The organism is Ferroplasma acidarmanus Fer1 (assembly GCF_000152265.2).
Lineage (GTDB): Archaea > Thermoplasmatota > Thermoplasmata > Thermoplasmatales > Thermoplasmataceae > Ferroplasma > Ferroplasma acidiphilum.
On the sequence record NC_021592.1, the window covers coordinates 1,540,992 to 1,563,435 of the forward strand.

The following is a 22,444-nucleotide window of genomic DNA, read 5'->3' on the forward strand; positions in this document are numbered from 1 at the left end:
AATAAAATACCAGGTTATTAAGACAAAATGGAAAATACGGTTATTTTAAAAAAGAATACTGCCGAGGTAGTTACCCTCGAGGAGTGCAAAGATCTCGTTCCGGATAACAGCGAAGCTTATATCGGGTTCGAGCCCTCCGGCCTTCCACACATAGCAATACTGATTTATGTAAACAAGATAAATGAACTTGTAAAGCTTGGATTTAATGTAAAGGTCTTGCTGGCTGACTGGCATGCAAGGGTTAATGATAAGTTGGGCGGCGATATAGACCTTATCAGGAAAAGTGGTGAAACACTGAGAAAAAGCATGTTATATGCCGGGCTTCTGGAAGGAGTCCAGTTTATCTGGGCCACAGATCTGGTAGCAAATCCGGATTACTGGGAATTGCTTCTCCAGACAGCAAAGAATTCATCATTATTGAGGATAAGAAGATCACTTCCAATCATGGGAAGAACAGAAGAAGATGCTGATAAGGATTTCAGCAAATACATTTATCCGCTCATGCAGGTGACAGATGTATTTTACCTGAATTCCGATATAGCAATTGGTGGAACAGACCAGAGGCATGCATATATGCTTGCAAGGGATATTGCAGAAAAAATGGGGAGGAAAAAACCCATATTGCTGGAAATGCCACTGATTGCCTCTCTTAAGGGAAAGGGGAGAATGGATGATTTTAAAAAAATGTCAAAAAGTGATCCGGACTCTGCATTATTTCTTACCGATAGTGAAGAAGATATCAGAAGAAAAATAAAGAACGCTTTCTGCCCTATGGGCATTGTTGATGGCAATCCTGTCATTGATATAATAAAGTATGTTATATTCCCCTATTATGCAACAGAAATAGAGATAAACCGGCCGGAATCGCATGGAGGGCCCTATACAATTCACTCCTTTGGAGAATTGGAATCAAAATATCTTAATTCCGAGATCCATCCTATGGATTTGAAAAAGGCACTTACACAGATTTTGATAAATGTTATATTGCCTGTAAGCAATAAACTTAATAGTGATTAAATGCCATGGATACCGATTAGAAGCGTTGATAAACACGTTTACAGCATGTTAGTTAAGATGGATAATAATTACATGCTCACTATAAAGAGCTTTAAAAAGGATAGGATAGTTACAGTGAAAAAGCTAGAAGGCAGGTTCAACATTATCGAAGAGGGATTCAGAAACGAAAATTTCACCGTGGACGAAAAAGACCTGAAGAAAACTATGAAAGAGATAATAGAACTGGAGTATCCAAGGTCACATAAGGTAATGGTATCGGAGCAGGAGTTGCACCTCTAAAAATATTTATCAAGGCTGGACTGGTTTGCTCCGGAGTAATTCTTTTCTATCCTGTCAAGTATACTGTTTATCCTATTCTCTGAAAAGCTATGTTCCGCACAGAGATATTCAATTATTTTCTCCCTGTAAGGCGGTGCAAATTTTAATTCTCCAGTATCCTCAACCGGTGGATTCAGAAAAAATTCCTTAATTTCATCCAGATTATCTATGGTTTTATTCTTCTGTTTCAGCACAGATTCTATATCGCCGTATTTTTTTATCAGGGATAGTCCGGTTTTCGCGCCTATTCCCCTTATGCCCGGATTAAAATCAGTTCCAACAAGAATCCCGATGCCAATCAGCTGATCCTGTGTAATTCCCAGATTGTCAAGATTTTCCTTTAAATCTATGATTTCGGGGGTAATATTTATGAATTTTCCTGTTCCGGAAATTCTCCTCCGGCCATACATGGTAAAATTCCTTAGAACCCTCCTGGCACCTAACAGGAGGCAATCATAGTCCTGTGAAATTACAGAATCAACAGCTCCTACTTTACTCATGTAGGAAGCCTGGGCTTCGCCTTCACTTGGCGCCTGAACCCATGGAACACCCATCATGTCTAAAAGCTTTTTGGATTCTGATACTATGTCTGCCGTAATATAATTAATCCTGGAGGATAGTGTTTTTATTTTTTCCGCATCTTTGTTTTCCATTGCAAGATTAAGTTCAGCTATATTTTTTTCTTTTATGGCTTTTCTTTCCTTTAATGTTTCATCCTTCAGCCGGTATGGCTTCCCATCAAATGAATAAACAGGTTTTATATTGTTCTCCAGCAATGTGGCTGTCCGGTAAAAAATTCCGGAAAGATGTGATGTAATATTTCCGTGTTCATCCTTAAGCGGTTCTCCATCCTCACCCCTTATGCTGCTTAGAAACTGGTAAATTATATTAAAAGCATCTATGGATACTGTTATACCTCCGTTCTCCCTTATGCTGGTCTGATGTTTGACCAGGATTCCTGATATATCTACCCCCATTTTTAAACCTCACATTCTATGCCACTGTCAACTATTCTGAAGCCGGTATAGGAACCTTCCCGTATTGACCTGTGTTTTTCAACGGTTATTCTCCTCATTCCCCCTGAAAATTTCTCTATCCTGTATATGGCTTTCATGGCATGGTCTATAAAAAATCCGCCGAAAGGCTCCAGTGTACTATTATTCACATCCTCATATATCTGATTGGTTATGACCACCGGAATTTTATATTTAAGCGCGATCCCGGAAAGTATATTCAACTGCTTCTCATAGCCCTCCATTCTGGCGGACGCATCTTTGCCTGCCTCCATTCTAAAAAAATTTGTGAAGGAATCAACCACCATAATACCGAAACTATTCTTTGACTCTCTCTTTTCTCCTATCAGTTTATCCGATTTTATGAGTGCTAAATACTGGTCATCAAGTGATTTTACCCTGTAAATATTCATATGGTTAATTAATTCCATATCGCCATTTGCTATGCTTCTGAACCTTTCAACCGAAAAGCCCTCACTGTCAATATAAATTGCAGAATTCCCATTTTTTAATGCAGAGATTGAATAGATCATGGCCAGATTTGATTTCCCGGCTCCACCTTCTCCATAAAATTCAGTTATTATTCCGGGTTCTAGACCTCCCTCCATTAATTTATCAATGCACGGATAACCTGACATAGTTTTATACTCACTTTCATTAAGTTTTATCTTTTCCATTTGCCACCACATTACATATAGCCAACGACCTGCATAAGTAGGCTTATACTGGACCTCCCACCGCATTAATTAACTTCTTTGATACCACTTGATCATATCATACTTTTTTTGACGAGACCCTTAATTTTCAGAGCTATACTCCTGAATTATTATACCATTATCAACACTTTATTTTTATTGTTTTTGCTTTATTGAGATTGGCACAGTTTTCATATCTATACAACAACCTGAGAAAGCCTGGAACATCTTTAGGTATGTTTTTCCATTACTTATTTTGATGGTACCCGTTCAATCTACTGATCGTTAATGGTTCTATCATCCACCACATCTGTTGTGTAGTCTGAACGCTAAACATGACGGTACTATATATCAGTATCACACGTCACTATTGGTGTATTTTGTATGGACTATAAAGATTTTCGGTTAAATTTCCAATTTCCTACAAAATATAATTCACCTTCAACTTATTCCGCTGATAGAACAGAAGTATATGTAAGGATTTAAGGTGTCCATCAATGATATCCTGAAAAGGTAACGTTATAACTGGCATCAACCTTAAAACTCTGCAACCTGTCCCAGCAAAACCGTGATGAATGAAGGCAAATAATAAGAAAAAGTAAGGAACCCAAAATGCTTTAGCGAAAATATTTTACCACCGGAAACTATATGTAATATAATTATTCTTATAGTTTAATACAGCTATCAAAAATTCGGGTAAATTATATATAATAAATGTAAATACATACCGGATGGCAAATGTATATCTTGCTATAGGAGTCATATTTTTTATTATGTCTGCACTTTCGTTTACCTTAGGCATATATTATCTGGCTATTCCCCTACTTATAATCTTTCTTATTTTGATGTTTTTATATTATAGAACTTCAGGAAGGCATGTTAATAAAAAGGTTTCCAGTATTACCTATGATGGCATTATGCAAACCGGGCTGTCAAAAATAGAAAAGGGTACATTTTATATAGATAAGGAAAAATTTATTTCAATAATGAGTAAAATTAATGATCTGGTTTCATCGCAGGGAACAATGCCAGAATTCGGGCTTGATGCAATATACGTAGATTTTAACAAACAGGAGAGTGCGGAAAAATTTGTTGGTCTTATACAGCAGAGGGGTGTAAAGGCTGCAACAGTCCAGGAAAGGTCTATATGGAAGGTTAAAATAGAATTTTCTGATTGAAATACTGTCAACTATATATAAAGTGCCCCGCAATTTTTGCCTATGTGCCAGCTACAGTCAGGGAAACTTTAACTTAAATGTTAAAATGCCGTATTATGAAGGATTATTTCCATGCTACGTTTGCTGCCACCGGTTCCTGGATTGGCAATATTTATGATTTAACTCTTGTAACATATATCTATGCCGAACTGGAAAAATCATATCACATAAGCCTCGGTGTGGTTTCACTACTCTTCGCCCTCGGGTTAATAGGGAGATTTTTTGGCGGGCTTTACCTCGGGAACTTATCAGACAAAATCGGGGCGAGGCGTGTAATGGCTTTCAGTACTGCAGGATACGCTATCTTTGCAGGGGTAATGGCCTTCTCACCTGACGTAATCATACTTTTCTCCGCCAGATTCATACAGGGAATTTTCATGGGTGGTGAGTGGACTTCCGGCACCATGCTGGGATATGAATTTTCCCCTGCAAGCATAAGACAAACAATATTCGGGATAATCCAGAGCGGTTATGGAATTGGATACGCATTAACCGGAATAGCGTATATCCTTTTCCTACCAACAATAGCAGTTACCTGGAGATTCTTTCTGATAACCGGCAGTATTCCACTCATCATCGCACCATATACCATAATGAAAATTCCACATGATAACAAAAAAATCCGGCAGGCAGAGAAAAAAATTAATCTCAGGGATTATAAAATTCCACTGGCAAAATCCATGATTATGATGTCTGGATTCTTCTCTGCATATTTTGCAATACTCTCATTTTACCCTACTATTGCCACATCGTTCGGTGTTCCGGCATCACAGATAGGGATAATAATGATAATCTCCAGCCTCACAGTTGCGGCCGGATTTATATTGTTTGGAAAACTGGCGGCAATATTCAGGAAGAAATACCTTATTATGGCAGGTTCTATGATAGCTCTGGCATTTGCATGGCTGGCCGTGCCCTACTTTTCCCCTATCAGGTTTCTTGCAGTGCCGGGCATGGTTGTATTTAGCCTGGGAATCGGTTCTATGCCCATTATACCATTGCTGCTTATGGATCGTATAAATCCGGCTGTCAGGGGTTTAATTTCTGGGGTATCATATAATTTCGGTGCTCTTTTTGGAGGGCTTATATCAGTTTTACTGGGCACAATAGGTGGAATAGTGGGCTATAGCCAGTTACTTTTAATCATAGATGCAACAACACTGGTGTGCCTTCTAGCAGTATTTATTACCGGTGCCACAATTAAAAAAAGAAACGAATCTACTTCCTATCTATCCGGGCTTTCCGGGGACATGGACCAATAGAAAAAATAATATGCTATTTTTATCTAATGATATATGAATTTTCTGGATGAGATAAAAAATTTGAAGGAACAGATAAAATCAAAAGACAAATTTGATATAAACTTCAACTTTGATAATATAGTTATATCCGGTATGGGCGGTTCTGGAATTGTTGGAAATATCTTTCAGGAATACTATACTTCCATACCTGTTATTTCAATAGGTGATTACGGCATACCGGGATTTGTAAATGAAAAGACCCTGTTTATTGTAGTGAGTTATTCAGGCAACACAGAAGAAACTCTCAGCAATGTGGAAGATGCGAAGAAAAAGGGTGCCCATGTAAGGGCTATCACCTCGGGTGGAAAGCTGGCAACAATTGTAGAAAAATCCATTATCATACCATCGGGCATCCAGCCAAGGTCAGCTCTGGGATATATGCTCATGCCTCTTTTTAACACCTTTGCCCCGATAGATGATGCCATAGTCAGCCAGACATATGGCATACTGGATGATATGGATAAGAATCACAGCGACATAAAATCTGAAGCATTTAAGATATACGAAAATAGTTCTATTCCTATAATATACGGGTCTAAACCATTCAAATCTGTAGCATACAGATGGAAAACCCAGTTTAATGAAAATGCAAAAACCTTCGCTTTTTATAGCTATTTCCCGGAACTTAACCATAACGATACTATGCCTTTGAAATCCGCATACAGGAGGGATGAATATCTGTTCTATGCATTTGAATCTGACAATGCAAGAATTAACCAGAGAATAGGGATTACAGAGGAAATTACAGGGGAGCAATTCACAGTGGTAAAATCCCCATCACAGGATTATTTCTCTAAACTGTTCTACCTGATTCATTATGCCGATTATCTGACATATGAACTTGCCCTGGTAAGGAATGTAGACCCCACAGATGTATCAACCATAGAGGAACTTAAAAAGAAATTAGCTTAATTCCTTTATTTCTTTTGAATTCTCTACAACTATAGACCCTCCGGGCGGAAGAATAGAATCAATCTCTGATTTTTCTATTCCAAGTATTTTTGCTATCTTTTCCGCAGCCACAGACCTTTTTTCATTTCCCGGTTTAATCAGGACCCATTTTTTTGATTCAGTTCTGGTTTCAGCAGGTGATATCATAGGTATATTATTGCCTTTATAGTCTACAATTGATACCTTTAACTCCAGAGGAATGTTCAGGACATAATTTCTCTTTCCCCTTACTATCCAGGAACCTTTTGATACAAATTCACCGGATTCAGGTGTTTTGCTGACCTGCGATGGATATACCCAGTATGCGGTTCCTGATCCGATGCCTGCGGGCCATGCCCTTGAAAGGGAGATTGAAAATATGCAGGCCTCCTTTATAGTTTCCTCTGTAATTTCTATTCCTTCATGTTTAATTACTGTACTGGGTGCACCATAAAGATCTGCATGCACATAAATATCATCATCGGACATGTGTTTTTTAACAAGCTTCTCATTGGTTTTGGCATCCCTGCCAGCCATGATCATGTTTCCGGAAGAAGAAATAAACCAGTGGTATGACTCAAACCAGTATTTTACGCGTTTCTTTTTTCCTGCTTTCTGTTTTTCTTTTACTATGAGCTTTTTTGTCTCCTCTATTGCTTTTTCAGCCCCCTCAATTTTGCCCTTATAGTCTTTTGCCGTATTAAACACATAATTTATATTATTCCCTGCAGATTCCCTGTAATTTAAAATGATTTTAGTTCCATTATAATTTATGGCAAATGTATTTTTGCCAGGGTTAATGTCACTTATATCCATATCCATGTACTTGAAATCTTCAGGTGTGTTTCTTTTTACATTGTTGTAAATTATATTTATAAGTTTCTGGAGTTGTGGGAAATTCATTTTAAGGTAATTTCCGAATTCATTGTATACCTGCATCAATTTATTAAATTCTTCAATTGACCTTCTCTGTGACTCAATCCTTCTTTCCACGCTGGATTTATTTTTTTCATTTTCAGGATAATGTTTCAGGTAAAAATCAATTCCTTCATTAAAGTCTTCAAATTTCACATCAGGTTCTTTATTTATAGCTGTCAGGAGCACAGGCGATAGTAGTTCTTCTGCCTCATAATAAAATGCATTATTTTTAGAAGATTCCCCGATTATCTCCATTATGCTATCGTAGAGAATCTGATACTGGTCTTTTATTTCAGAGGGCATTTTGTCTTTCTCTATATTCGCCCTGTATAATGCTTCTTCAGCTATCTCCCCACCAAGATTGACCCTTGTTGCGAGAGTTTTAACTATTGATGCACTGCTTTTATCCAGTATTCCGGAGAAAGTTTCCAGGTCTGCAACAGGGTTAATAACTGCGGGAGGAATATATTCTTCACCAATCTGTACTTTACGGGTTTTGTATACATGCTGCTCCATAGCAAAAACAATTTTGCCATTATCTGTAAGTATAAGATTTCCGCCACCGAATAATTCAAGAATAATCTCCTGGCCTGTATGCAGTGTGATCCTTACTACCCTATCAAAATTAATCTGTTCTATGCCCACTATACGTTTCTCCGAAAGCTGTTTTCTGAATAGCATTGATAATTGTGTAGCTTCTTCAGGCTTTTCTGCATCATAAAATCCAATTCCCTTATTTAACGATATGAAAAAATCCCTCTTTTTTACATCAGAACGGTATATCTGTAGCACGAATTCTTTCTGGTTTACCTGGTATACCTTCTTGATAAATGAGTTTAATATTGTATCGCCATAGATGGCAATAAACGCATGGAAATCCAATGACGACTCTTTAAGTTTCATGTTTTCATTTAGCCCTTGCTCTTATTTTAATTTTGTTATGCATTTTACACTATATTTTAGCATGCAGCCGAATAATTTTAGAACAATAGTTCAATCACTTATCATGGAAGTAAAGGAAAATAAAGTAGATATAGGTGGAAAATCAGTTTATTACATTTCATATGAGCGTGGAAATATGCGCAATTTCATCCTGCTCCATGATTCAACAACAACTTCAAATTCATGGGCAGGCATCGATGCATTAAGGAAAATCGGCCAATGGGGGTTCAATGTTTATGCACCGGATTTCCCGGGATTTGGAAATTCTGAAGCAAATGACAGTTATAATTTCGGGTCATCCCCTTCTAAAGGTGCGTTATTTATAAAGGATTTTGCGGAAAGCCTTTTTCTATCATCCATAAATGTTGTTGGTCCATCAGTATCAGCAGGTGTGGCGTTGAAAAGCCTGATAGACTACCCGGAATTAATAAATTCATCAATTATTATAGGCGGGCTCGGTGTTGACCATATACTGAACGAATTAAACAGAATCGATAAGCCGGTTCTTATCCTCTGGGGATCGCGGGACAATGTAGTGCCGGTTAGCCATGGGTTAAGATACCATGACCTGATTCCTTCATCAACCTTTGTCAAAATTAATGGGGCAGGTCATTGCGTTCAGATTGAAAAGCCGGATATATTTTTCAACAATATTAAAAAATTTATAACTAACCTGTGACCTGTAGTATGTTATCTGTATATTATTTACAGGTTAAATTATCCGCGGAGCTATTATAATATACATCAAAAGAAGGAATACAAATATTCCCATTGCGTAATATATTTTTTTGACATTATTTTCATCCCTCAGGAATTTCAGCCTGTCTCTTCTTGATGCAATTGTCAGGGTATCCCTGAAGAACTGACCCCCATCAAGTATGGATAATGGCAGTGCGTTCATAATGCCAAGAAGGAAATCTATCCAGAAGAACCAGTAAAGGGTATTAGTTATTCCAAAGAAGATATATGAGTTAAAGGGCGTAGAAAACATGTGGGATAATGAAGCCGGTATGGGTGAAAGCCCGAGAAGTGGCAGGCCAAGGGTTTCGTAGAAATTTGGGCCCACCAGCTGTCCGCCGAAAACAAGGCTATGCAGGCTATCAATGGATTCATACCCTATACCTGAATAATCTATCTGCACCCCGATAAAACTTTCATCTTTGTATGCTGCCTTATTTGCAGTAGGGTCATTCTTTGCATAATAATGATATGTGGAAACAGTTTTCATTGTATATGTTGTATATGCAGGTACAGTTTTTCCCGTGTGGAATGTTAGTACCGTCATATTTATTGTTGTACCCGGTGTTATGTTATCCAGAACATCGCCCAGAGTATTTATGTTATATATAATGTGGCTGTGCCCTGCATCGCTTATGTTATATATGATTGAATCTGTGGAGACATTTGCCGCCGCCGCAGGACAACCGGAAATTAAATCCACAATGGCCACGCCCGTCGGTACGCTTCCATTTGTTTCGGTTTTTCCATTAAACAATGTAATATTTGCCAATCCCGGTGTAATCATGGAAGTTGTTTCCAGATTGTTAAGCTGTTTCCCGCTTAAATTTCCATATGAAGTAATCTCCATTCCTTTCGGTATTGCATGTCCACTGTAAAGTGTTGTAGAATTATCTACATAAACGCCACTGTGAATAGGGGTCGAGGCAGGCATCATGACAAAAACAAGCAATACGATGCATATTGCAGCTATGATAAGATTTATACCCGGGCCGGCTGCAATGATCCTTCTTCTCACTACAGGGTCAGCCGCCATAATTTCTTTTTCATCCGGTTCTACAAAAGCTCCTATCGGGATTATAAAAAATAATGCGCCAACACTGTTTACCTTTATTCCATGCTTTCTTGCAACGATACCATGAAACATTTCATGTATTACAACCGCAAAAACGAGGCTAGCAGTTCCATATCCCAGCGGTATAAAGGGATTAATAAGTGGAAGTGCAAGGTAATCCTGCAAAGGGGGTGCAGCACTGGTGGGGATATGGATAATTGTAAGCAAGACCGCTTCATATAAAAGCATGCCAAAAGCAAGCAATCCTCCAAAAACAACAAGTACAGTGGATATCTTCCCCAGAGATTTTGCTGGCAAATGTTTGGCAACAGCATCAAGGACGCCACCATTTTTTGTTGACCTTATCATTAAAGCTGGCCCCATGGTTGCAAAGTGTTTTGATTTATTAATTGCCGGTGCCAGCGGTATAATTATAATTATCCAGGAAAACACGATAAGAATAATCAGGAATATATCATTATAATTCATGAATAAACTCATAGTTAAACATTAATAATAATCTTTTTCCTGCAATACTATTTTGATTCGACATTTGTCTCTATTTTTTTGAGGAAATTGAGGATATTATATCTCTCTTCATAACTAAAATTCCTCAGTGTGTCATCTATAAATTTCAGATGCCTTGACTCTATTGTTTTAAAGAAGGCTTTCCCTTTTGGCGTGACTGTTATATTGATAACTCTCCTGTCCGAGTCGCTTCTCTCACGCATTACATACGACAATTTTTCCAACTTGTCTATAACACCGGTGATCCAACCCTGCGTTACCATATTTATATTTGCAAGCTCTATCATGGGCAAAGCCCCTCTTTCTGTTAAATTTTTCAATATTCTGTATTCTACTGTAGATACACCCATAGACATAAGATTTTTTTCCGAAGCCTTATACCATGTTTTCCAGGTTCTGAGAAACTCCCTCCAGACGTCGTAGCTGCTGATTTTATCCATTCGTACCGGATTATTAATATGATAAAGGTATTTTATGGTTTCTATATAGTAAATAATCGTCCATTAAATTATTTACTATTAAATATTTCATGTTTGAAATCCCGTAAATTTCATATTTCAAAATTTGTATTATCCGGAAAAATTTACTTATTTCGGCAATTGGCTAAAATTAATTTCCGTATTCATACAAAAATTTATACGGCACTACTAAATACTAAAACCATGGAAGAAATAATTGTCAGAATAGGAGGAGCGGCAGGAGATGGTGTACAATCCGCCGGTTTAACTTTAGAAAAAACTTTTTCAAGAAGTGGTTTATACATAAGCACGTATAATTACTATCAAAGCCTTATCAGGGGCGGCGAAAGCTGGTACCAGGTAAGGGCTTCTGATGAAAAAGTAAGGAACCAGGGAAGCGGCCTGGATGTTCTGGTTGCTTTAAATGCCGATGCACTTGAAAGGCATACAAATAGGAATATAAACGAAGGCGGAGCATCTCCCCTGAACGGGATAGCAATATATGACCCGGGAACCATACACAATTTTAAAAAATACGATGGGATAACCTATTGCCCGGTACCAATGAGAGATATTGCACTGAAATTTGATGCAAATCCATTGTTGAAAAACACAGTTGCACTGGGAGCTGTTATTGCATCTCTTGGTTTGGATTTTAACGTATTTTCAGGTGTAATTGAAAAAGTTTTCAACAAAAAAGGAAAACTTGTAGAATCAAATATAAACGCGGCAAAAGAGGGATATGAATACTATCTCCAGAATTATAAAGTTTACAGAAAACTAAAAACATCTAATAAAAAGTTATACACAATAGGCGGTGGAGATGCAGCTGCACTTGGGGCTATCAATGCAGGAATGCAAATGTATTTTGCATACCCTATGACACCAGCATCATCTTTCCTCCAGTTTGTTGCAACCCATGGCAAAAAATACCATGTGTTTTTGAAACTTACAGAGGATGAAATTAGCGCTATAAATGCAGCAATAGGTGCAAACTATGCTGGAGTAAGGGCCGCAACAGGATCATCAGGAGGCGGGTTCGCACTTATGACTGAAGGTGTTGGGCTTTCAGCAATGACCGAAGTTCCACTGGTTATATATGAAGCACAGAGGCCAGGCCCATCAACCGGGCTTCCAACAAAGACTGAACAGGGGGATCTCAACCAGGTGCTTGGTGCCGGTCAGGGAGACATGCCAAGAATAGTGCTCGCACCGGGAACAGTTAAAGAAGCATTTGACCTCACAAAGGAGGCTTTCAACCTTGCTGAGAGATTCCAGCTTCCTGTATTCGTTGTTACCGATTTATATCTAGCTGAACATGACGAAACAGTGGATCTTGACCTTTCATATGAAATGGACAGGGGACTTCTAGCAGATGCCAGTGAAGCTGATTATAAAAGATATGAATATACAGAAAACGGCATTTCCAAGAGGGCATTTCCAGGGCAGCCAGGGTTAATGCATAACGAGGATTCTGATGAGCATAATGAATACGGCGCAGTTGTTAGCGATGCAATAACAGACCCGACACAGAGAAAGCTCTCCATGGAAAAGAGAATGAAAAAGCTGAATTTATATATAAAAGAAATGCCACCGACACCTACATATAAAATGGAAGATGCAGAATATGTGGTTATCCAGTGGGGATCTACAAAGGGTGCAGTTGAAGAGGCTATAGACTGCATGAGGAAAAATGGTACAAAAATAGGTGCCATAGAAATAACACACATATTCCCCATGAATCATGATATAAAGAAACTGCTTGCAGGAAAAAAGAAAATAATAGTTGTTGAAAACAATTATTCCGGGCAGCTAAATGGGCTGATAAGGAAAGAATTCCTTGTAGATACCCAGTTCCTGGGAAAATACGATGGCGAGGCTTTCTTCCCTGCCGATCTGGCATTGTCACTGGAAGAAATGATATTTGGCAAAAAAATAAAAGTGGAGGAATAAATATGATACCTGTAACTGAATACAAAGGAAAAGTAGCACCTGATTGGTGCCCTGGATGCGGGAACTTCTCGCAATTGAGAGCAATTACAATGGCACTGTCGGAGCTTGATATCAAACCCGACAATACCGTTATTTCATCCGGCATAGGATGTTCTAGCAATATGCCCGAGTTTATAAATACCTATGGTTTCCATGGATTGCACGGGCGTTCACTTCCAGTAGCTGAAGGTATAAAGTGGGCCAATAAAAATCTAACCGTTATCGCATATGGTGGAGACGGCGATGGATTTTTCGAAGGTTCGCAGCACTTTTATCATGCTGCAAAAAGAAACGTAAATATGACATACATGGTATCAGATAACCAGGTATTTGGATTAACAACAGGGCAGGCATCGCCAACAACCCCTATAGGAAGAATTACAAAGAGTACCCCTGATGGGAATATTGAGCCCCCATTCAATCCGCTACATTATGCATTATCAGCAGGTGCAACATTTGTAGCCCGTGGACTTTCCGGCAATATTAAACAGCTGGCGGAATTAACAAAGGCAGCTATACAGCATAAGGGTTTCTCATTTATAGATGTGTTCAGCCCCTGTGTTACATATAATAAGGTGGAAGGGTACGAATTCTTCAGAAAGACAACATACGAACTGAAGGATAACAATAGAAAGGATTTCTACGAAGCGTTCAAGCATGCATCGGAATGGGGCGAAGAAGCCAATTCTATACCTATAGGCATATTATATGACGTAGATGCACCAGTTTACGAAGATGTTGATGAAACCTTAAAGGAATACAATTTGAAGGATACTGCTCCGTATAAGCTTACGGAAGAAGATCTTGAAGAATTCTATTAAAATTTTTATTTTACAGGTTATAATTTTTAAAAATGTACCAGTTTTTAATCAATATTTTTATACAATGTTAATATCATAAATAATGGGACTCGGAAAAAGAGATTTAAATAGAAAAAGAAAAAGCATTGAAATGAAAATTGATGAACTCGAGCAGAAGGCTAGAAAAAATCCTATGGACAAGTCAATTCAGACTGAGATAAATGATTTGAAGAAAAAGCTGGATAAATAAACTATTGTTTTATAGAAACGCACCTTATAAAGGATGTTAAGGTATTAATTTTATTAAATCATGGTCTTTACTGGCACGAAATTTATTGATTATATTATTACAGAATAATATAGCCATGCAATAATAATTTATTTTTGCACATTCCATTCTACACCCTGAAAAACGTTAAATTTAATAGGGTGGCATTGGTTTAAGCACTGTACCTGCCTCGTTCTTAAGGGTTGTATACTTTTTTGGGTTTATTTCCACATATCTTACTTCTTTTGGTTCCTTCTTCATTAAAACACGTTCTATGGAATCGTTAGCCTCATTGGCTTTATTACACGCTTCTTTAATTTCCTCAGCACTTAATTCCCTGTCAGTTTCATCAGCATATCTGACCCTTATTTCTTTAATATCATCGCATTTGTACATATGTGATAAAAGGAAATAGATTAATTAACTTTATCATGAAGCGATAATATGATGCCCATCACATCTTTAAACACTTCATTAATGCTCCTGGAATCTTCATGTACAACAAATATATGGTTTGCGGGCAGCCTGTCAGATGCTTCCCAGTAAATCACCCCGGAACGCTGGGCATCAATATTTTCCTTAATTTTAGATTCCGGATATCCTCTGGATTTCATTCTCCTGATTAACTGTTCCTCATTATCTTCAAGTATTATTACATATTTGCATTCCAGCATATGGGAATAGTGGGATTCAACAACTTCAGAGTTTATATTCTCCCTTCTCAATACATCAACATCCACGGTATTACCATTCAGGGCCCCACACTCAGATGCGATATCATTTAACCCTGTGCACTTGATTCCGTTGGCATTCAACATTTTGCATATTGTTGTTTTGCCGGAGCCCGGGATTCCTGTGATGCATATCATTTATGACACCCCGCTGGTTTGCGGTATATCTGAAAAGTACGGCATCAATTTTAATGGCATGGAAAGGTGACGCCTCGCTATTACGGGCACCTCATAGAATTTTTCCTCCAACTCCCTTGTTATTTCAGTAATTTCTGGATTCTTATAACGTTTTTTGCATACAGGGCATCTGTAATCCATCTGGCCCTTGGACCTGGTTTTAACATGGCACTCCGGGCATACCGGAGGCTCTTTCCTATATAGCCTGGCTTTTTTTATAACGCGAAGTTTCTCAAGTTTTATAGTTCCCTTAGCATATGAACCATAAGCGCTTACAATATCACCGGGTATCACTGACATCAATACTTTCCTGAATTCTTTTGTAGGTTCAAAAGCAGCCAGTTTTATTTCCTCATTCTTATATTTAAAATTTACAAAGCTATGCCCACCTTCTATTGTATAGGGCTCCCCGGATATTACGCCGGTAAGGGAATATGAGCCCATGCTGGAGAGATAATCCGGTTCTGGCATTATGTGGTCATCTGTGCCCTGGTTTGTTTTGTATATAATATAGCCCTGATCATCAATATTATGCCTTTCCTTTATTCTATCATATATTGTTATGAGGTCATTTTTATCGACTCCCCTGACCCCAAATATCACCGGTGTCTTCGGCTTCGGGAAAATTGCAGGGTATCTGTTTTTAATGTCAATATTGTTGAATGTTGAATAAAAACTCTCCGGAATTGAGGAAATATCAATTTTTTCTCCATATGTTATATCCCCATAATTTGGATATCTGTAGTCTAGCAGTTCATATGTATAACTTTTTCCAGGCCATGCAAGGGAAGCAGACGACCCTATTATGCCATGCCCTGTTTTTATTTTCCTGTAAATTGCCCTCCCGGAAAGATAATTTTCTATAAATTCTATACTTATGTCATCCTGAAGGGCTTTTCCGTAAAGTCCAGAATGGAATCTATCATTTGATATTACTATTCCCGGATTAGTTTTATCATCATCTTTTACATAGAAATCTTCTACAATTGATGAGATAAAATCCATCAATTCTTGTTTGTCAGGTTCTCCGGCAACTTTTTCATATGATTTTATAAATTTGCCATTTGCCTTTCCTATAATAGAGGTATTCCCTGAACCTTTTCCGAGATTAATATTAAGTGCTCCATTTCCTCTCGTTTTATACCCTATATTCGGGTTGAGCCTGACGAGTTCCGGGCTTCCTATAATATCGTATTCGCCACGGGAAATTATTTCGTAGATAAGGTATGTAGTACACATCTTATCCTGGCTGTCTGTGTCATCAATTGCAACATACATTATTTTCCATACCTCCTTTTTCTTGATTGATAGGAATATATTGCCCTTAAAAAGTCCAGTTTTTTCAGGTCTGGCCAGTTAACATCTGAAAAATAGAGCTCGGAATAAGCAGACTGCCACAGGAGGAAGTTAGAAATCCTCTCCTCCCCACTTGTCCTTAAAATAAGGTCAGGGTCTGTCAATGTATTATCATAGAGGTAGTTCCTGAATAGTTTTTCATTGATATCCTCAATTTTTAACTTTTTTGAAACAACATCCGCCGCTATATTCTTTACAGCATCTATAATTTCCTGCCTTCCTCCATAGCCAATAGCAATATTAAACTTAAATTTTTTAAACCCTGCTGTTATTTTTTCAACATCATGGATAGTATTTACAAGGTATTCTGGAAGCCCTTTGAAATCCCCAATAATACGCACCCTTATTTGATTTTTAAATATCCTGTCATCTTTCAGGAGCCCGCGGAGGGAGTCATTGATTAAATCAAATAGAAAATTTACCTCCTCCGGGTCGCGCTTAAAATTTTCACTTGAAAAACCATACACTGTAACTATCCTGATTCCCACTTCCATTGCCCAGTCGAGAACTTCTTCCAGTTTATCCTTGCCTCTTACATGGCCTTCATTAGGAGTGAGCCCTGCTTCCCTGGCATATCTCCTGTTTCCATCAGTAATAATCCCTAGATGAAGTGGGACATCGGCTTTCCTTATCTCTTCCATTAAAGCCTGTTCGTAAACGCCTGAGGCGATATCTCCTATCTTATGGGCTATACTCATCTGTTTATAATGATTATAAAGTATATATTTATATTTTTTTAGGGCCGCGTGATAATTCTATATAATTTTATTTTAATTACGATTAAAAATTTACAGCAATATCAAATTTAGTAAAAAAATATCATGTGCTATATGTTTCGCCAAAATATTGTATCAATTATTTATATTAATGATACTAGTCCATACAGCAGCTCATCTTTGATATATCCCTTATGAAAGCCTGTCCACCTATTTTTATAGATTCTGCTACAGTAGGGAATACATGCATAGCATTTATGAGGTTGTCGTAGGTTAACCCATTTTGAATAAGGTATACTCCCTCAATTATAAATTCTGCGGCCATAGGTGCCACAACATGAACCCCGAGAATTTTCTTATCCTTTCCAGATATGACCTTAGCAATACCGTCATAACTATTCAGGATGTTGGCTTTTACGACATTTTTTAATTCCACGGTTCTCACATCATATTCTATATTTTTCGACTTCAGTTCTGCCTCTGTATATCCAACCGATGCAACATTTGGTTCAGTGAAAACTACCCATGGCACTTCATGCATATTGATTGTTCTACTCCCACCAAGCATGTTTTCAACTGCGATAACGCCTTCTTTTCCAGCGAGTGTTTCCAGTTTTAATGATTGCCTTATGCAGTCTCCAGCTGCATATATAATTGGATTTGTGGTTTTAAGGCTATCATCAACAACAATACCATTATCGGTTGAAATCCCAGCAGCTTTTAAGTTTAATTTGTCTATTTGTGGCACCCTTCCTGTGGCAACAAGCAAGCTATCAAAGTTGTCAAATGTTCCCGCCTCTGTAACTATGCTTTTTTTGCCATTTTTATTTATAATTTCCTGAAAATTCTGCCCAAGGTGAAAGATTATCCCGTTAGTCTTTAAAGCGTTTATCAGGTGATTATTAATATCTTCATCAAATCCTTTCAATATTCTATTGGACCTGTTAAAAATATGGACTTCAGTGCCAAAGTTTGAGAAGGCATATGCCAGCTCAAGTGCCACTTCACCCGAACCTAATACAGCTATCTTCCCTGGAAGTTCTCTCATATTCCAGATTGTGTCACTTGTGTAATAATCTGTAAGCCCTTTAATTTCCGGAATTAATGTTCTTGATCCGGTTGAAATAATGAAATTAAGTGCTTTTATATCTTTATTGTTTACGGCTACTGTATTGTTATCAATAAATTTTGCCATCCCTTCATACATATCTATATTTTCGAAATTTTTTATTACATCTGCATATTTGGTATTCCTCTCAGTGGAAACAAAATCATTCAACGATTCCATAAATTCTGAAAAGTTAATATTTGCATTTGCTGTTATTCCACGGTATGATGGCTTAGTTGCCTCCTTATAATTCTTAGAAGCTTCTATTAAAAATTTAGATGGGACACATCCAACGTTTACGCATGTCCCCCCTATTGGTCCAGTGCCGATTAAAGCTATTTTCATCTGGTTAGAGGTTAGTTCACTAGCCTTAATGGCGGCGGCAAAACCAGCTGCTCCCCAACCTATAATTGCCAGATCGTATTCACTCATTTTTAACACTTTTTAACTGTGCTTTATACTGGCCTTTGAAAACATCCAGCTTTAATAGGTTCTCCGGATCAACAGTATCCATGGCCTTAACGACTGCCATTCCGTCTTTGAGGGAAACAGAAACATCAGTAACGCCTTCCGCCTGCTTTAGCCCACCGCTTACGTGCCTCACACAATCATCGCATGTCATTCCATATACTTTTAATTCAACTGTCTTTGCCATAATATATTATTACATATTCCTATTAAACCCATTAAGTAACAAAAATTTGACTTTGGTTAAAGATTTATAGGTATTAACATTGTAATATTATGAAAAATTCAAGAGCTGAAGCATGCATGATATATGATAATGAAAAAACTATCTGTATTGATACTTCATTGCCTGTATTCGATTTGCTGGGAAAACGCTATACATTATTTATTCTGGGCGTGATAGGAAACAATAACACAAGGAAGAACTTTAACGATATTTATAATTCAATTCCAGGTTCAAATAGAACAATTATAGCCAGACGGTTGAAAGAGCTTACAGATGCTGGAATTGTAAAAAGGTGTAGAAAAGAAGTTGTAACATATGAACTAACAGAAAAAGGGCAGGATATAAGAAAGGGTGTCATATGTTTTCTGGATTCCATTGACAGAACTATGTAGTTTCAATTATGATTCTGGATTTTAAATTTTCGTTGTGGCCTCCGGTTATATGCAGGTTCAGGATTTATTGCGTAGGATCTTTGCTGTCTATCAAAGACCACTATAATTTTCTAAATTCCATAGAATACATATTTTGATATTTAGAAAATCCATGCACTACCCTTTTGTATACAAGTTCAAGGCCCATTTCCCTGAAAGATTCCATCCTCCCCTCAAGTGTTGGCAAATCGCATATCTCATAATAGTTAATTAAACCACCAATTTTCAGGGATTTATAAGCTACGCCAACAAATTCACTGGCATCATGTGGCAGGTTCATTATAATCCGGTCAACATTTTCATACTGTTGTATTAACTCACCTGAATCACCAGCAACAGGCGTTATTTCTCCTCTTAGCCTGTTCAGCTTTAAATTTTCCAGTAAAAGATCAATTGCATTCTGGTTTTTATCCATAGCAACGATGCTGCTTTCCCTGTTTTTTGCAATGAGTATGGAAAATGGCCCAATCCCGGCAAACATATCTACTATATTTTCTCCATCAGATACTTCCTTTGCAATCCTGAGCCTCTCACTTGCCAGCCTCGGGGAAAAATATGCCTTTGACACATCCACCATTAGCCTTATTCCATTTTCCCTGTAAATGGTTTTATAAACAGGTTCTCCATAAATCAGTGTTAATTGCCTTGTCCTGAACTCTCCCGTTATTCCCTTATCCAGGTAAATGGTTTTAATATTTTTTCTGGTTTTAAGAAAATCGGAAAGGTATTTTGCATCCTCTATAGTTTTTCCTTTTATTATCGCAATGCTTCCTATTATATCATAAGAAAATGAAACTTTTTCAGGTTCAATCCTGTTCGAGGGAGCCCCTTCAATGTCAACGGTATAAAAATCTATATTGTTTTTATTTACAGGGATATATACATATGTTCCGTCGTTAAGTATTTTGTATTCCCTGTTGATCAAATCCAAATCCCTTAATTTATTGATTGTTTCCTGCCCATTTTCCTTATCTACCCTGACATGCAACATTATTTCTACCTGTAGTACCTGTTATTCAATTTACCTGCATTTTCTATTATATCCTTAGCCAGTTTGGTTGAAAATCCAAATATCCGTGAAATATCTTCTACCCTCGCATTTGCTATATCATCTATTGATTTAAATCCATTGTTATATAGCCTGCGGCCACGGACACGGCCAACCTGCGGGATTTCTATTATCCTTATTATCTCTTCTTTTACCCCTTCCTTTATTCTGATATTCAGATGCAAAAGATTGTTCTCATTCTCCTTGTCAAACATACTGCCAAGGCGGTAAAGCGAATACGATATCCAGTCTGCAGATGATGCCTTTGCCTGAATATCTCCCGGCCCTATGCCAAATGTCTCCGCTATTGTATTTATAGGAACTTCATTAATCCATTCATTCAGAATTATTGCTGTTTTCGCTGCGCCCATTGATTCTTCGCTAAAATCAGATATATTATGCCTGTCCAGAAATTCTTCCAGGTATTCATAATCACTGGCACGGTAATTGAACGTGAGCATATCAGGTGTCTTCGATATATAATACAAATACAGTTCCTCTGAAAATTCCAGGTCAAGGCATTTTTTCAGTATAAGCGAACTTACAGGGTCAATATACAGGTCGGAGGTAAGCCTTCCAAATTTTGTTGCGCTGTATATATCATTTTCTTCTGTAATAAAGTCATTATCCTTTAAAAAATACAGAGCACTTTCGAAAGCCAGTTCATAACCATCAATATCGTTCTGGGCGGCGAGAAGGGTTTTCCCATAAAAGTCCTGGATGCCCTTAAGGTCCGTGGCAATTCCAGAGGATATGAGAGCCAGCACATTAAACCTTATCAGGCTATTTGAATCCATCCTCGATATTACAGGTTCCAATTCTCCTGTTAGATATCCCTCTGCTACACGGAGCATCCCGGGTGAAGCTGCATAGATATACCCATACCCTTTTTTATCGTATTTGGGCCTTCCTGCCCTGCCTATCATCTGTTGAATTTCTATCCCTGATATTGGTTTGCTGTATCCATCAGAAAATCTTGTAATATCCCTTATTATGACTGTCCTGGCCGGGAGGTTTACACCTGCAGCAAGTGTTGGTGTCGCCGTCAATATTTTTATGTATCCCTGCTTGAATAATTTTTCAATCATGGTACGCTGGTCATTTGAAAGGCCTGCATGGTGGAACATTACACCATGGGCAACCATATTTGCCTGGGCTTCATTAAAAAGGTCAGGAGGTATTTCCAGTTTCTCGAAATCGTTCTGGAAATCAAAGAAATTAACCATACTCTGGGCATATTTTTCAGCATTTCTCCTGGAATTCCTGAATACCAGCGCCTGACCGCCCGATTCTATGCTTTCCTTAATAAGTGATACTTCATCATCCCTGCCAAGATGCTTTTTTTCACCATCAGTTATAAGATTGCCCTTGAATATTATCCCTGTTTCAAGGGGAACTGCCCTGAAATTGGAAACAACTGTTTCTGCATTCATCCACTCAGCAATTTCCTGAATATTGGAAACAGTTGCTGAGAGCCCTAGTAACAGGATTTCTGGATTGAGATACAGCAATGATGATATAACTGTTTCCAGCCGTGGCCCCCTTGAAGGGTCAGATATCATATGTATCTCGTCAATTATAACAAGCCCGAAATAGTTGAGGATATCCGGGTCCCTGTGCAACATGGAATCAGCTCTCTCCGATGTAGCTATAATAACATCGTAATTTTTAACGAATGATGGTGGAACATCGTAGTCGCCTATAGACATTGTAACCTTTACCCCAAGGTTTCTCAGTGACAGCAATTCGGAGAACTTTTCCATAGCCAGTGAACGGAGCGGAACAATATACATTGATTTCTTTCCTTTCAGATAAGTATCGTAAATAGAAATATACCCTATCAGGGTTTTTCCGGATGCAGTAGGTACGGAAACTATCACATTTTTATTTTCCCTTAATTTAGCAACGGCTTCTTCCTGGTGTTCATATAGAGTGAAATCATTGTTATCTGTAACTTTCAGGAATTCCGATGGGGTAATTTCACTTAACTTCAT

The 22,444-nt window shown here is 37.9% G+C and carries 23 protein-coding genes; 10 read left to right on the forward strand and 13 right to left on the reverse strand.

The annotated features are described in order from the left end of the window. The first annotated feature begins 27 nt into the window (after window positions 1-27). Complete coding sequence (locus tag FACI_RS07860; RefSeq protein ID WP_009887613.1) at window positions 28-1,017, forward strand: tyrosine--tRNA ligase; 990 nt, start codon at window positions 28-30, stop codon at window positions 1,015-1,017. Continuing rightward, window positions 1,018-1,296 (forward strand): hypothetical protein, encoded by a 279-nt coding sequence (locus FACI_RS07865; RefSeq protein ID WP_009887614.1) that lies wholly within the window; start codon window positions 1,018-1,020, stop codon window positions 1,294-1,296. On the opposite strand, the gene fen is transcribed toward FACI_RS07865, so the two are convergent. After that, window positions 1,293-2,312, reverse strand: a complete 1,020-nt coding sequence (gene fen, locus FACI_RS07870) for a flap endonuclease-1 (protein WP_009887615.1) — start codon at window positions 2,310-2,312, stop codon at window positions 1,293-1,295. The two genes, FACI_RS07865 and fen, sit on opposite strands and share 4 nt — an antisense overlap. A gap of 2 nt (window positions 2,313-2,314) precedes the next feature. Beyond that, on the reverse strand, window positions 2,315-3,025 hold the full coding sequence (gene radB, locus FACI_RS07875; protein WP_048074068.1) for a DNA repair and recombination protein RadB: 711 nt from the start codon (window positions 3,023-3,025) through the stop codon (window positions 2,315-2,317). Between the two features lie 749 nt (window positions 3,026-3,774). On the opposite strand from radB, the gene FACI_RS07880 reads away from it, so the two are divergent. The 3 genes from FACI_RS07880 (at window position 3,775) to FACI_RS07890 (ending at window position 6,473) form a co-directional block, all read left to right on the forward strand. After that, window positions 3,775-4,221: a hypothetical protein gene (locus FACI_RS07880; RefSeq protein WP_009887617.1), complete on the forward strand. Its 447-nt coding sequence runs from the start codon at window positions 3,775-3,777 to the stop codon at window positions 4,219-4,221. Between the two features lie 95 nt (window positions 4,222-4,316). After that, entirely contained in the window at window positions 4,317-5,522 is a 1,206-nt protein-coding gene (locus tag FACI_RS07885) for an MFS transporter (RefSeq protein WP_009887618.1), read from the forward strand. A 33-nt stretch (window positions 5,523-5,555) separates the two neighbouring features. Beyond that, complete coding sequence (locus FACI_RS07890) at window positions 5,556-6,473, forward strand: bifunctional phosphoglucose/phosphomannose isomerase (RefSeq protein ID WP_009887619.1); 918 nt, start codon at window positions 5,556-5,558, stop codon at window positions 6,471-6,473. Here FACI_RS07890 and rqcH read toward each other — a convergent pair. Then, window positions 6,465-8,312, reverse strand: a complete 1,848-nt coding sequence (gene rqcH / locus FACI_RS07895) for a ribosome rescue protein RqcH (protein WP_009887620.1) — start codon at window positions 8,310-8,312, stop codon at window positions 6,465-6,467. The genes FACI_RS07890 and rqcH overlap by 9 nt on opposite strands. A gap of 61 nt (window positions 8,313-8,373) precedes the next feature. Between rqcH and FACI_RS07900 the strand changes: the two genes are divergently transcribed. Then, window positions 8,374-9,030: an alpha/beta fold hydrolase gene (locus tag FACI_RS07900; protein ID WP_009887621.1), complete on the forward strand. Its 657-nt coding sequence runs from the start codon at window positions 8,374-8,376 to the stop codon at window positions 9,028-9,030. A 33-nt stretch (window positions 9,031-9,063) separates the two neighbouring features. Here the strand turns inward: FACI_RS07900 and FACI_RS07905 are convergent, their stop codons facing one another. Both FACI_RS07905 and FACI_RS07910 read right to left on the reverse strand, forming a co-directional pair. Beyond that, window positions 9,064-10,632: a site-2 protease family protein gene (locus tag FACI_RS07905; RefSeq protein ID WP_009887622.1), complete on the reverse strand. Its 1,569-nt coding sequence runs from the start codon at window positions 10,630-10,632 to the stop codon at window positions 9,064-9,066. A 47-nt stretch (window positions 10,633-10,679) separates the two neighbouring features. After that, a complete protein-coding gene (locus FACI_RS07910) occupies window positions 10,680-11,111 on the reverse strand; it encodes a MarR family winged helix-turn-helix transcriptional regulator (RefSeq protein ID WP_009887623.1) in 432 nt (143 codons plus the stop codon). A 222-nt stretch (window positions 11,112-11,333) separates the two neighbouring features. Here FACI_RS07910 and FACI_RS07915 point away from each other — a divergent pair, with 222 nt between their 5' ends. From FACI_RS07915 to FACI_RS10320, 3 genes are all read left to right on the forward strand, one after another. Then, a complete protein-coding gene (locus FACI_RS07915; protein WP_009887624.1) occupies window positions 11,334-13,082 on the forward strand; it encodes a 2-oxoacid:acceptor oxidoreductase subunit alpha in 1,749 nt (582 codons plus the stop codon). Between the two features lie 2 nt (window positions 13,083-13,084). Continuing rightward, a complete protein-coding gene (locus FACI_RS07920; RefSeq protein WP_009887625.1) occupies window positions 13,085-13,942 on the forward strand; it encodes a thiamine pyrophosphate-dependent enzyme in 858 nt (285 codons plus the stop codon). An 82-nt stretch (window positions 13,943-14,024) separates the two neighbouring features. Next, window positions 14,025-14,171: a hypothetical protein gene (locus FACI_RS10320; protein ID WP_009887626.1), complete on the forward strand. Its 147-nt coding sequence runs from the start codon at window positions 14,025-14,027 to the stop codon at window positions 14,169-14,171. Between the two features lie 171 nt (window positions 14,172-14,342). On the opposite strand, the gene FACI_RS07925 is transcribed toward FACI_RS10320, so the two are convergent. The 6 genes from FACI_RS07925 to FACI_RS07950 all read right to left on the reverse strand — a co-directional run bounded on the left by FACI_RS07925 (window position 14,343) and on the right by FACI_RS07950 (window position 18,932). Beyond that, the gene (locus FACI_RS07925) at window positions 14,343-14,585 is read right to left on the reverse strand and encodes a hypothetical protein (RefSeq protein WP_009887627.1); all 243 of its coding nucleotides are present in this window, start codon (window positions 14,583-14,585) and stop codon (window positions 14,343-14,345) included. Window positions 14,586-14,605: 20 nt separating this feature from the next. Next, entirely contained in the window at window positions 14,606-15,058 is a 453-nt protein-coding gene (locus FACI_RS07930; protein WP_009887628.1) for an AAA family ATPase, read from the reverse strand. Next, a complete protein-coding gene (locus FACI_RS07935) occupies window positions 15,059-16,375 on the reverse strand; it encodes a tRNA(Ile)(2)-agmatinylcytidine synthase (protein ID WP_009887629.1) in 1,317 nt (438 codons plus the stop codon). Further along, on the reverse strand, window positions 16,375-17,151 hold the full coding sequence (uppS, locus tag FACI_RS07940) for a polyprenyl diphosphate synthase (RefSeq protein ID WP_009887630.1): 777 nt from the start codon (window positions 17,149-17,151) through the stop codon (window positions 16,375-16,377). Before uppS ends, FACI_RS07935 begins: the two co-directional genes overlap by 1 nt. 175 nt (window positions 17,152-17,326) lie before the next feature. Next, entirely contained in the window at window positions 17,327-18,709 is a 1,383-nt protein-coding gene (gene merA, locus FACI_RS07945) for a mercury(II) reductase (RefSeq protein WP_009887631.1), read from the reverse strand. Then, window positions 18,702-18,932 carry a heavy-metal-associated domain-containing protein gene (locus tag FACI_RS07950; protein ID WP_009887632.1) on the reverse strand — a complete coding sequence of 77 codons (231 nt, stop codon included), beginning with the start codon at window positions 18,930-18,932 and terminating at the stop codon, window positions 18,702-18,704. Before FACI_RS07950 ends, merA begins: the two co-directional genes overlap by 8 nt. Window positions 18,933-19,021: 89 nt before the next feature. On the opposite strand from FACI_RS07950, the gene FACI_RS07955 reads away from it, so the two are divergent. Further along, window positions 19,022-19,363, forward strand: coding sequence for a winged helix-turn-helix transcriptional regulator (locus FACI_RS07955; RefSeq protein ID WP_009887633.1), 342 nt, complete (start codon window positions 19,022-19,024; stop codon window positions 19,361-19,363). Window positions 19,364-19,463: 100 nt separating this feature from the next. Here FACI_RS07955 and FACI_RS07960 read toward each other — a convergent pair whose 3' ends face one another. Together FACI_RS07960 and FACI_RS07965 are read right to left on the reverse strand one after the other, a co-directional pair. After that, entirely contained in the window at window positions 19,464-20,393 is a 930-nt protein-coding gene (locus tag FACI_RS07960) for a class I SAM-dependent methyltransferase (protein ID WP_009887634.1), read from the reverse strand. 5 nt (window positions 20,394-20,398) lie between these two features. Then, the gene (locus FACI_RS07965; protein WP_009887635.1) at window positions 20,399-22,444 is read right to left on the reverse strand and encodes an ATP-dependent DNA helicase; all 2,046 of its coding nucleotides are present in this window, start codon (window positions 22,442-22,444) and stop codon (window positions 20,399-20,401) included.